Origin of the sequence: Flavobacterium aquicola, assembly GCF_003385115.1 — a bacterium.
Lineage (GTDB): Bacteria > Bacteroidota > Bacteroidia > Flavobacteriales > Flavobacteriaceae > Flavobacterium > Flavobacterium aquicola.
The window spans coordinates 202,465-214,772 of the sequence record NZ_QUNI01000002.1 but is presented as its reverse complement, the minus strand read 5'-3'; the positions used below and the strand labels follow the sequence as shown (position 1 = coordinate 214,772).

Here is a 12,308-nt window from a genome sequence, read left to right as displayed (position 1 = left end):
GATATATTTCTATTTTACGGCTGTTACTGAAACTGGATTTATATAATACATTTTAGTAATAGCTTCGACATTAAACAACGATTGCTGGTCTTTTGTCAAAGAAATATTCTGCCAGCTATCTGAAGGTATTATCTTGATTTTTGCAGTACTGTTTTTTAAAGTTAAAGGCAGATTAAATCCCTTTACACAGTTCGTATAGCGATAGAAAACTTTAGATTTATCTTCATTAAAATAGAACTCAAAGCTTGGAATCTGTGTCGTTCTAAGATATTGGTCAAATACCTTTTCATAATTAAAATTAAGTTGTTTTGAAACGTAATTTTCAACCTGTTTAGAAGTAACTGTCTGATGATAAAAATCTTTTCCTAATCCTCTGATTACTTTTCGGAACAAATCATCAGTATCGATTCCATGACGTATTGAATGAAGCATATTACCTCCTTTTGGATACATGTCACCGCTTCCCTGAGCATTAACATTATAATCAGGAATAATAGGTCTGTCATTTGCGATTCCTTTTCGTGTACCGGCATTGTATTCATTTCCAGCTTGTTCTCCAAAAATGTAATCTACAAATAGAGTTTCACTGTAATTTGTAAATCCTTCATGTACCCACATATCGGCTAAATCATTTGTAGTGATATTATTACCAAACCATTCATGACCGCTTTCGTGAATGATGATAAAATCCCATTTCATTCCCCATCCAGTCCCAGAGAGATCTCTATCTCTATATCCAGGTTTATAATGGTTACCATATGAAACAGCACTTTGATGCTCCATTCCGGTATGTGAAGTTTCAATCAGCTGATAGCCGTCTTCATAAAATGGATATGGTCCCATCCAGTATTCAAATGCTTTTAACATATTATGCACTTCTGTGGGCATATAGCTTTTGGCTTTTTCCAAGTTATAATCAAGTACCCAATAATTTAAGTCCAAATTTCCTTTTTCACCAGCATAAGTTTCTTTAAAGTTTACATATTTGCCTATATAAGGAATAATGCAATAATTGCTGATAGGATTTACAACACCCCATTTGTAAGTGGCAGTTCCGTCATTATTATCTTTTTTGAATTCTAATCTTCCATTTGCAACAGCTGTTAATGTATTGGGAACAATCATAGTAAGACTCGCACCCTGATTTGGTTCGTCACTTTGATGATCCTTACACGGATACCATACTGATGCGCCAAGTCCCTGGCAGGCTACAGTCATCCATGGATTGCCTTGTGCATCTTTGGTCCAGATCCATCCTCCGTCCCAAGGAGCATTTATTGCTTCATGAACTTTTCCTTGATAAAAAATGTCTATTTTTTGAGTTGTTCCTGTTTTAGATTTAGGTGTTTCTATGTACCAGACACTTCCTTCTTTTTTAAAACTCAACTTTTTTCCAGATTGTATGACGCTGTCAATAACCAGAGGATTTTGCAGGTCAATCTGCATTTTGGTATTGTTTTTTCCTTTGATTACTTTGTAAGTTATAGAGTTACTGCCCTGAATTGTTTTGTTATTATAATCTGGTTTTACAGTTATATCATAGCGCAATGCGTCCCACCATTGTCTTTCTTGAGTTATGCTTCCTCTTAAGGTATCTGCAAGAGTATATACTTTCGGATTTTGTCCAAAAGAAATTAGATTTATGCTTAGTAATATAAAAACGAATAAATGCTTTCTATTCATGCTGTTGTAAGTTTTTAGATGTTTGATTATTCTTGGCTGCACTAATTTTTTGGCAGTCAATAGTGGTGCTATTTCCAAAAGTATGTGGTTTTACATAGAGAAAGGCGGATTTTATTATCAATATCTAATACTATATTATTCCTTTTTGATTTTAGAATATAAATTTAGGATACTTTTTGTAATCTAGGTAAATATTGGTTGTTAATATTTAAACAGTTTCGATTGTTAAGGGTTTTTAAAAATTTTGAAATTAACTGTGGTTAAATCGGTTACTTTATTATTAGAAAAAAAATATTCGCGTTTACTGTTTGTTAATGATTATTGATATATGTTTAAAGAACTGTCATTATATTATTAGAGATTTTGCTTTTATGTTTAATTAGAAAGCGAATTTTTAAATTCAAAAGGAGTTTTCTTTTTTATTTCCTTAAACTTTCTGTTGAAATTGGAAATGTTATTAAATCCGCTAAGTTCCGATATTTCAATCACAGATAATTCTTTGTTTTTAACCAATAGTTTTGCAGCATGCTCAATTCTTATTTCGATTAAAAACTGAAAAAATGTTTTGTTGGTTCTTGTTTTGAAATATTTGCAGAAAGCATTTTTTGTCATAGTAGCAATTTGGGCCACTTCATCTAATGTGATATTTTTTTTATAGTTATTCATGACAAAATCAAAAACCATCTGCATTCTTTTTCCTTCCGCATCAGTAAAAGGTTTATTGAAAACATAATTGGAAAGAGGTGTTTTTTCGGACGAATTAAAGGATCTTAATAAATATAAAAAAAGTATAAGACGGTCGTACTTATCTGCATCTTTAAATTTTTCAAATTTTCGGATTATGGAAGGTTTTGCATTTTTTATCTGTACACCATTTTTAATGGCATTAAAAAGAGGTTCAATAGAATTTAATTCGGGTAAATTAAAAAAGTTTTTTCCAAATGCATTTTTTGTAAAAAAGATGGTAAGCATTACAGACATTTTATGACTTTCGGATGGATCGCTTTTAAAAACATGCGGTAAGTTGCTTCCTAATATAAATATGTCTCCTTTATGATATTGAGAAATCATATCACCTACTAAAATAGTACCCTCTCCTTTTTTAATATAGCAAATCTGAATTTCTTCATGCTGATGGTATTTATCATAAAAAATAAATTCTCTATCTTCTTGATAAATAAATGCCTCTTCACTTGATTTGGGGATTTTAAATGGAAAAACTTTCATTGAGTATGTTTTTAGATATTTTTTGGAAAGATATAAAATTAAATAAAAGATAAATTAAAATTAATCTACTTTTTGGTATAATGCTACAAATGAGATAATATTGTATCAGTTTTAGATAACAACCCTAGTTAAATTTTTTTTGATGGCTTAATATCTTTGAATAAATAAAAAAACAATATAATTATGAATATTCAATGGAAAGGTGTAATGCCAGCTGTCACAACAAATTTTACAGCTGATGACAAATTAGATTTTAAAATGTTTCAAAAAAATCTTGATGCTCAATTAGATGCAGGTATTGAAGGGGTTATCCTTGGAGGTACTCTAGGTGAAGCAAGTACTCTTTTGGAAGAGGAAAAACAAGAGTTAATTTTAGAAACGGTTCGTATAGTTGACGGGAAAGTTCCTGTTATTATGAACATTGCCGAACAGACAACACGAGGTGCTATTGAAGCAGCCCATACAGCAGAACTTAATGGAGCAAGAGGATTGATGATGCTGCCTCCAATGCGTTATAAAGCTACGGATTTCGAAACAGTTCAATATTTTTCTGAAGTTGCCAAAAGTACTTCATTACCTATTATGATTTATAACAACCCGGTTGATTATAAAATTGAAGTTACTTTAGATATGTTTGAAGAGCTTTTGAAATTAGACAACATTCAAGCAGTAAAAGAGTCAACAAGAGATATCTCAAATGTAACCAGAATAATTAATCGCTTTGGAAGCAGACTTAAAGTTCTTACTGGAGTTGATACATTAGGACTGGAGAGTTTACTTATGGGAGCTGACGGATGGGTTGGAGGATTAGTAGATGCTTTTCCAGAAGAAACAGTTGCAATTTATAAATTGGCCAAAGCAGGACGTATTCAGGAAGCATTGACTATTTACCGTTGGTTTTTACCTTTGCTGGAGCTAGATATTAATGCACAATTAGTTCAAAACATTAAATTAGCCGAGGTTGGTGCAGGATTAGGAACTGAATATGTACGTGCTCCAAGACTTCCGCTGATAGGTGCTGAAAGAGAAAGAGTATTGAATATCATTAATAGTTCATTAAAAACAAGACCTGTACTTCCAGACTACAAAAGCCTGTAGTTTTTAATACATTTTGAAATTAGCTTTTCAATCTTAAAATTAGCATTATCTAATCACATAATATAGAATAAATGATTACTGGAAAAAATTACATTGGGAGTCAGCTGCTGGCAAGCGGCGATAAAACATTCAAAACGTTTAATCCGCAGTTAAATATTGAGAACCCTTGGCAGTTTACCGAAGCAACGGCTGATGAAATTAAATTAGCGGCAACTGTTGCTAACAAAGCATTTTTATCTTTCCAGAAATGTACTGGTAAGGAAAAAGCACTGTTTCTCAGAACAATTGCTGAAGAGATATTGGCTTTGGGAGACAGTTTACTGGACGTATATTGTCAGGAATCTGGTCTGCCTAGAGGAAGAGCTGAAGGCGAAAGAGGCAGAACTATTGGTCAGCTGAATGCCTTTGCAGACTTAGTTGCAGAAGGTTCCTGGGTAGAAGCGACAATTGATACTGCTATTCCTGACAGAGTTCCATTGCCAAAAGTTGATATCCGCAAAATGATGCGGCCATTAGGAACCGTCGTTGTTTTTGGATCCAGTAATTTCCCGTTTGCATATTCTACAGCAGGCGGTGATACAGCATCTGCATTGGCTGCAGGCTGTCCGGTAATTGTAAAAAGTCACCCAATGCATGCGGGAACCAGCGAAATGGTTGCTTCGGCAGTTGTAAAAGCGGCTCAAAAAACAAACATGCCAGAAGGTGTTTTTTCTAACTTGAACAGCAGCGGTATTGAAGTAGGTGTTCAGTTAGTACAAGATCCATTAGTAAAAGCAGTAGGATTTACAGGAAGTATAAAAGGAGGCCGTGCATTGTATGACTTAGCTGCAAAACGTCCGGAACCAATTCCAGTATTTGCTGAAATGGGAAGTATAAACCCTGTCGTAATATTACCAGAAGTTTTAAAACAAAATTCTGAGAAATGGGCAGGTGCCTGTGCGGGATCTGTAACTCTTGGAGCAGGACAGTTTTGTACTAATCCAGGTTTAATCCTTGCTGTTAAAGATGAAAATTTAAAGGTGTTTACGGAGCAGCTTGCCAGCGAAATTTTAAAAATTGCTCCGAGCTGTATGCTGAATCCATCAATTCATTTAAACTATAAGGTCAACAATCAAGAACTAAGTTCACAAATTGGAGTACAGGTTGTAGCGGCTTATGATGAAAGTGAGAATCCAAATTACGCATTGCAAAAAATACTAACTGTGTCAGGCAAAGACTTTTTAGAAAATCCTGTGCTGCATAAAGAGGTTTTTGGACCTTTTTCAATTGTAGTGCAGTGTGAAAATGAATCGGAACTGGTTGCTATAATAAATAAACTCGAAGGCCAGTTAACAGGTACAATTTTAGCAGAAGATAATGAGATTGATAATTTTGAATCAGTTGTAGATGCTTTAGGAAATCGCGTTGGACGAATCATTTTTAACGGAATGCCTACAGGTGTTGAAGTTTGCCCAGCTATGGTTCACGGAGGACCTTATCCGTCTTCTTCTGATTCCCGATTTACTGCGGTTGGGATTGATTCCATCAAAAGATGGGTTAGACCTTTCAGTTATCAAAACTGGCCTGATGCACAATTACCTGAAGCGCTTCAGAATGAAAATCCTCTCGGAATTTCCAGATTAGTTAATAATGTTCAAACAAATAATCCAGTTTAAAAAATGGCAAGAAAAACATTTTTTTGTGTAGATGCACATACTTGCGGTAACCCGGTGCGTGTCGTTGCTGGCGGAGGTCCTAATTTAATTGGGGCAGACATGAGCGAAAAGCGGCAGCATTTTTTGAAAGAATACGATTGGATTCGCAAAGGTTTAATGTTTGAACCAAGAGGTCATGACATGATGAGCGGGAGTATTTTATTCCCGCCAAGCAATCCTGATAATGATTTTGGTATTTTGTTTATCGAAACATCCGGCTGTCTGCCAATGTGCGGTCACGGTACAATAGGAACTATAACTATTGCTATTGAAGAAGGTTTGGTAACGCCAAAAACAGCAGGCAAAATAAACATGGAAGCTCCTGCTGGTTTGGTGAAAATTGAATACAAGCAGGTAGATAAAAAGGTAGAATGGGTAAAACTGACGAATGTCAAATCGTATTTAGCTGCCGAAGGTTTAACAATAGACTGCCCCGAATTAGGCGAATTAGTGTTTGATGTTGCCTATGGAGGAAACTATTATGCGATTGTTGATCCTCAGAAAAATTTCTCAGGAGTTCAGGATTTTACAGCAAGCAAAATTGTACAGTACAGTCAGGTAGTCAGAAAAAAAATTAATGAAAAATATCCTGATTTATTCATTCATCCCGAAAATGATACGATACGGGATGTAAGTCATATGTTATGGACAGGATCTCCTTTGGATCCAACTTCATCAGGTCGAAATGCTGTTTTTTATGGAGACAAAGCGATAGACCGTTCGCCATGCGGAACTGGAACTTCAGCAAGAATTGCGCAGCTCCATGCTAAAGGTCTTCTGAAAATGGGCGAAGAATTTGTCCATGAAAGTTACATAGGAAGCAAATTTATCGGGCGTATTGAAGAGGAAACCAGTATTGGCGACATTAAAGCAATTGTTCCAAGTATTCAAGGCTGGGCAAAAGTTTATGGTTACAATACCATAATAATTGATGATGAAGATGACCCTTATGCTCATGGATTTCAAGTATTATAGCCTGTATAGAATTAAATAAATAGTAGAGTCTCTTTATCCTGTGAATATGAAAAATAATTTACCCATTGCTTTTTTGCTAATATTTCTAAGTTGTAATTTTTATGCCCAGAATAAAGAGATTGTTCCTTACAAGCCTTCAAAATCTGAAATTTTAGAGCGGTACAGGCAAGCATCAAAGTTGGACGAAGCGGTCAAAAATAAAGTTTTTAAAACAAGAGTAAATGCGCATTGGCAAAAAGACGGAAATACATTCTGGTACTGTAATATTTTAAAGGACAGTGTTAGGGAATATATCTTGGCTGATGCTTCAAAAGGAGTAAAAAGTAAACTGTTTGAAGAACTTAAACTCAAAAAAGCTTTAAGTGAGATTACAGGAAAAACGCTTCCTCAAAAAAGTCTGGTTATTGACAGTTTAAATTATGATGCTAAAGCAAACTCAATTGCTTTAAAATATGACAAGAGCTATTTTGAAGTTTCATTATCAGATTACAGTATTAAAAAAATAACGGCATTAGCTAAAGATCTTAAAAAGTATTCTGGTTTTAACAATCAATGGGCAAGATGGGAATCTTTTAGAACAGATACAATTTCACCCAATAAAAAATGGCTGGCTTTCATCAAAGACAATAATGTATTTGTTAAACCGGTTAGCGGAGGAGAAGCAGTTCAGTTTACAAAAGACGGCACCAAAGAAAAACCATACGGTTCTTTGGCATGGTCTCCGGACAGTAAATACATTGTTGGGTATCATATAACTCCTATTGTTGATTTACCAGTTCATTATGTTCTAACTTCAGTGGCAAATACTACCCGCGGACAGTTACGTTCTAATCCGTATAAACAGCCGGGAGATCCTTTTACAACTTATGAAATGTTTTTGTTTCATGTCGAAAATCAAAAAGTTTCAAAAGTAAATACTCCTGTAATTGATTTTTTCGATGCACCCGAATTGCATTGGAGAAATGGAGATGCAGGTTATTTTACGTATGAAAAAGTTGATCGCGGTCATCAGCGTTTCCGAATATTTGAAGTAAATACTCAAACTGCTGAAACACGTTCGATAGTTGACGAAAAGGCTAAAACTTTTATTTACGAATCCCGATTATTTACACATTATCTGAAAAAAAGCAATGAAGTTGTAATGACTTCGGAGAAAGACGGGTGGAGGCATCTGTATTTAGTTGATGGTCTGAATGGAAAAGAAAATCAGATTACCAAAGGGGAATGGGTTGTAAGAAGTGTTGACAGTATTGATGAAAACAAAAGAGAAATATGGTTTTCGGCAAGCGGAATGAATGCCGGCGAAGATCCTTATTACATTCATAATTACCGTATTAGTTTTGACGGAAAAAAATTAATCGGTCTTACTCAGGCCAAAGGGAATCATAACGTAGCTTTTTCACCAAATAAACAGTATTACTTAGATTCCTATTCAGAACCTAATATTCCAACCATTATTGAACTTCACCGTACTTTGGATGGAAAAAAAATAATGGATATTGAAAAATCCGATGCTTCAGACTATTTAGCAACAGGAATGTCTTTACCAGAACCATTTCACGCAAAAGGCAGAGATGGAATAACCGATATTTGGGGTATAATCTGCCGTCCTGCTAATTTTGATCCAAATAAAAAATACCCTGTAATTGAGAGTATTTACGCTGGCCCACAGGATTCTTTTGTACCAAAAAACTTTATGGATCGATACACTACCGAAATGCAGAGCTTAGCGCAGCTGGGATTTATTGTTGTGCAGATTGATGGTATGGGAACTGCAAATCGTTCCAAAGCTTTTCATGATGTGTGCTGGAAAAATTTGAAAGACGCAGGTTTTGAAGATAGAATTCTTTGGATAAAAGCTTTGGCAAAAAAATATCAATATGTTGATGATTCCAGAGTAGGATTATATGGGACTTCTGCAGGAGGACAAAATGCTTTAGGCGGATTATTATTTCATCCTGAGTTTTACAAAGCAGGTGTTGCCGCATGCGGATGCCATGATAATCGTGTTGACAAGCAATGGTGGAATGAACAATGGATGGGTTATCCCGTTGACAAACATTATGAAGAACAGTCGAATGTTACTAATGCCAGCAAATTGTCAGGTGATTTATTATTGATTGTTGGCGAAGCCGATGAAAATGTACCGCCGGAATCTACTTATCGTGTAGCCGATGCATTGATTAAATCAGGAAAGACTTTTGAATTTTTACCAGTGCCAGGCATGGGACACAGTGATGGTGGACCTTATGGAAGATTAAAAAAACGTGATTTTTTTGTAAAACATTTATTGGGAGTAGATCCTCCAGACCGCAACAGCAATGAGTTAAATCAATAATTTAAGGAATATTTTTCTGTACAGGAGCTTTTCAAATTATAATATAAAAACACTTATGATTAAATTCTTTAAAAATAATATCGCTTTGATTTTTACAATGCTTTTAGCATTGGCAGTAACACCTGTGATTGCCCAGAATTTCAATAGTGATTTATATCTGCAGACCAGTGAAGTAAATAATGCGATGGTTCATTATGATGCCGATAAAGGAAGCATTATGCGTTTTTATTCGACTAATAGTACTGCTGATACTTATGGAGTTCAATACGATCCAAGCAATTACAATACTCCGGAACGAAGAACGCGTCTGCAGCAGCTGATAGCAGATTATAAAAAACAATTAGAGAGTTTAAATTTTGATGCCATGAGCAACAATGGCAAAGTAGATTATATTTTATTCAACAGAAATTTAAACAGCGAACAGTATGAATTACAGCAGCAACAGAAAACGTATGAAAGAATAAAAAAATATTTTCCTTTTGAAGAAAAAATATATACACTGGAAAAACCGCGCCGCAGAGGAATTAAAGTAAATGCCGAAGCTGTTGCCAAAGAAATGGAAGATTTACGCAAGGCTGTTGGTGAGCAGATAAAAATTGTAAATAAATCCGAAGGTCTTGACAAAGCCGCTTCAGAACTTGCAGTATCACACACAAAAGGCTTACAGAATATTTTAAAGAATTATTACGATTTCTACAATGGTTATGATCCTTTGTTTTCCTGGTGGGTACCCAAAACATATACGGAACTTGATGCTGTATTAGGAGAATACGCAGTTTTATTAAAGTCAAAAAAAGTAGAAACAAGTATTCAAAAAGATGATGGAAGCGGTATTATTGGGAATCCAATCGGGAGAGACGAAATAATACGTCAGTTACAGACAGAATTTATTCCGTATTCGCCGGAAGAATTAGTTGCTATTGCTAACAAGGAATTTGCGTGGTGCGATGCTGAATTATTGAAAGCTTCCCGCGAAATGGGTTTTGGAGATAACTGGAAAGCCGCTCAGGAAAAAGTAAAAAATTCATATGTAGCACCTGGAGATCAGCCACAGGCAATGCTGGATTTATACAATCAGTCTGTGGATTTTTTAAAAACGAATAATCTTTTAACAATTCCGCCAATTGCCGAAGAAACCTGGAGAATGTACATGATGTCTCCTGAAGCGCAAAAAGTAAATCCGTTTTTTCTGGGAGGAGAATCTCTTATTGTTTCTTATCCAACGAGCAGTATGTCGTATGGCGAAAAAATGATGAGCATGCGTGGCAATAACCCGAATTTTTCAAGAGCAACAATACATCATGAGTTAATTGCAGGTCATCATCTGCAGCAGTTTATGAGAGACAGATATAAAGCATACCGTCATTTTGATACGCCATTTTGGGTCGAAGGAAACTCATTATACTGGGAAATGCTGTTATGGGATTTAAAATTCCCTCAAACACCTCAGGATAAAATCGGCATGCTGTTTTGGCGTATGCACCGTTGCGCCCGAATTATTTTTTCGCTGAACTATCATTTAGGGAAATGGACACCGCAGCAGTGTATTGATTTTTTGGTGGACAGAGTTGGTCATGAACGCGCCAATGCCGAAGGCGAAGTTCGCCGCTCATTTGTGGGCGGATACAGTCCTCTATACCAAATTGCCTATATGATAGGCGGATTGCAGTTTACGGCATTAAAAAATGAATTGGTTGTAAACGGAAAAATGAGTTACAAGGAATATCACGATGCCATTTTGCATGAAAATGCAATGCCAATTGAATTATTGAGAGCATTGCTGACCAATCAGCCTTTGCAGAGGGATTTTAAAACCACTTGGAAATTTTACAAATTTTAATAAAACCAGATAAAGAATTTAGTTATGAAAAATGTTATAGTTATTGGCGGAGGAATTATAGGACTTAGTTCAGCATTTTATTTGCAGCAGAGTGGCTGTAAAGTCACCGTTATCGATAAAGATAATTTTGAAAATAACTGTTCCTATGGAAATGCAGGATACGTATGTCCCAGCCATTTTATACCGTTGGCCGCGCCAGGAATTATATGGCAGGGCTTCAAATGGATGTTTAACCCAAAAAGTCCTTTTTATGTAAAGCCGTCATTTAATAAAGCACTAATTGATTGGGGTTTGAATTTTGCAAAAAGCGCCACTGAAACAAATGTAATTAAGTCTGCAATACCGCTGCGTGATATTTCATTATTAAGCCAGCACGAATTTGAGGCATGGAATAAAATTCCAGGTTTTGAATTTGGCTACGAACACAAAGGTATGCTCGAAGTTTTTCAGACAGAAGCCGTGGCAAAACATGCTCATCATACAGTTGAAAAAGCACATCAGCTGGGATTGGATGTAAGTTTATTAGATTACAGCGAATTGCAGGCATTAGAGCCACAGGCAAAAATTAATGCGATAGGTGCTTTACAGTTTAAATGTGATGCTCATGTGTATCCGGACAAACTGATGAAAGTTTTAAAAGAATATTTATTGGCTAATGGGGTTACTTTTAAATATGGAGAAACAGCAGCTTCTTTCGAAAAAGAGAACGGAGCAGTTACAAAAGTAATCACAAATAAAGAAGCGTATACAGCTGATGATGTTGTTATTGCAACAGGAGCCTGGAGTAAAGAAATAGCTGAATTAGTTGGTGCAAAAATATCGCTGATGCCAGGGCGAGGCTACTCTTTAACATTAGAAAACTCTATTTATAAAGTTAATCATCCAATGATTCTTGCCGAAGGAAGAGTAGCCATTACACCTATGGATGGCAATAAAATTAGATTTGGAGGTACAATGGAAGTTGTTCCTACGACAGCAAAACCTCAGTACGGCCGTATAGAAGGTGTGCTAAAAGCGGTAAAAGATTTTCTGCCGGAATTTGATATAGAGAAACCATTGCAAGAGGATATTTGGTATGGTTACCGACCTTGTTCTGCAGATGGGCTTCCTTACATCGGTAAAATAAAAAAATATAATAATGTTGTTATAGCAACGGGACATTCAATGATGGGGCTTAGTCTTGGTCCTGGTACGGGAAAATTAGTTTCTCAATTAATTAATAGAGAACCGACCAGTATTGATATTAAAGCATTTGACGTAGAAAGATTTAATTAAAAAAGGGTGGTTCCTTTCATACTGATTGACTTTCTGGTGTAAATTAATAGTATAATTTATTACCCATCATCGTTGTTCCATTGAAAAAGATTTAGGGATCTTTAAATCCAAATTTTAAAAAGTAATACTGCATCATCCAGGCAGTACAAATGAAAAAAAGTAAATAACTAACCAACCT

8 protein-coding genes are annotated in these 12,308 nt (G+C 35.5%); 6 read left to right on the top strand and 2 right to left on the bottom strand.

Annotated elements, in window-relative coordinates; genetic code table 11:
- Positions 1–9: 9 nt before the first annotated feature.
- Positions 10–1,761: a M1 family metallopeptidase gene (locus C8P67_RS03530; protein ID WP_245980364.1), complete on the bottom strand. Its 1,752-nt coding sequence runs from the start codon at positions 1,759–1,761 to the stop codon at positions 10–12.
- A 297-nt stretch (positions 1,762–2,058) separates the two neighbouring features.
- Positions 2,059–2,910 carry an AraC family transcriptional regulator gene (locus C8P67_RS03525; RefSeq protein WP_115810462.1) on the bottom strand — a complete coding sequence of 284 codons (852 nt, stop codon included), beginning with the start codon at positions 2,908–2,910 and terminating at the stop codon, positions 2,059–2,061.
- 183 nt (positions 2,911–3,093) lie between these two features.
- Between C8P67_RS03525 and C8P67_RS03520 the strand changes: the two genes are divergently transcribed.
- The 6 genes from C8P67_RS03520 (at position 3,094) to C8P67_RS03495 (ending at position 12,130) form a co-directional block, all read left to right on the top strand.
- On the top strand, positions 3,094–4,008 hold the full coding sequence (locus C8P67_RS03520; RefSeq protein ID WP_115810460.1) for a dihydrodipicolinate synthase family protein: 915 nt from the start codon (positions 3,094–3,096) through the stop codon (positions 4,006–4,008).
- 71 nt (positions 4,009–4,079) lie between these two features.
- Entirely contained in the window at positions 4,080–5,663 is a 1,584-nt protein-coding gene (locus C8P67_RS03515; protein WP_115810458.1) for an aldehyde dehydrogenase (NADP(+)), read from the top strand.
- 3 nt (positions 5,664–5,666) lie between these two features.
- Positions 5,667–6,677, top strand: coding sequence for a 4-hydroxyproline epimerase (locus C8P67_RS03510; RefSeq protein WP_115810456.1), 1,011 nt, complete (start codon positions 5,667–5,669; stop codon positions 6,675–6,677).
- Positions 6,678–6,723: 46 nt separating this feature from the next.
- Positions 6,724–9,015: a S9 family peptidase gene (locus tag C8P67_RS03505; protein WP_115810454.1), complete on the top strand. Its 2,292-nt coding sequence runs from the start codon at positions 6,724–6,726 to the stop codon at positions 9,013–9,015.
- A 55-nt stretch (positions 9,016–9,070) separates the two neighbouring features.
- Positions 9,071–10,855 carry a DUF885 family protein gene (locus tag C8P67_RS03500; RefSeq protein ID WP_211319883.1) on the top strand — a complete coding sequence of 595 codons (1,785 nt, stop codon included), beginning with the start codon at positions 9,071–9,073 and terminating at the stop codon, positions 10,853–10,855.
- A gap of 24 nt (positions 10,856–10,879) precedes the next feature.
- Positions 10,880–12,130, top strand: a complete 1,251-nt coding sequence (locus C8P67_RS03495) for an NAD(P)/FAD-dependent oxidoreductase (RefSeq protein ID WP_115810452.1) — start codon at positions 10,880–10,882, stop codon at positions 12,128–12,130.
- Positions 12,131–12,308: the final 178 nt, after the last annotated feature.

What these genes read in the sequence shown, in the direction of transcription:
- C8P67_RS03495 (WP_115810452.1), top strand. Translation starts at nt 10,880, where the DNA reads ATGAAAAATGTTATAGTTATTGGCGGAGGAATTATAGGACTTAGTTCA.
- C8P67_RS03505 (WP_115810454.1), top strand. Translation starts at nt 6,724, where the DNA reads ATGAAAAATAATTTACCCATTGCTTTTTTGCTAATATTTCTAAGTTGT.
- C8P67_RS03520 (WP_115810460.1), top strand. Translation starts at nt 3,094, where the DNA reads ATGAATATTCAATGGAAAGGTGTAATGCCAGCTGTCACAACAAATTTT.
- C8P67_RS03500 (WP_211319883.1), top strand. Translation starts at nt 9,071, where the DNA reads ATGATTAAATTCTTTAAAAATAATATCGCTTTGATTTTTACAATGCTT.
- C8P67_RS03525 (WP_115810462.1), bottom strand. Translation starts at nt 2,910, where the DNA reads ATGAAAGTTTTTCCATTTAAAATCCCCAAATCAAGTGAAGAGGCATTT.
- C8P67_RS03510 (WP_115810456.1), top strand. Translation starts at nt 5,667, where the DNA reads ATGGCAAGAAAAACATTTTTTTGTGTAGATGCACATACTTGCGGTAAC.
- C8P67_RS03515 (WP_115810458.1), top strand. Translation starts at nt 4,080, where the DNA reads ATGATTACTGGAAAAAATTACATTGGGAGTCAGCTGCTGGCAAGCGGC.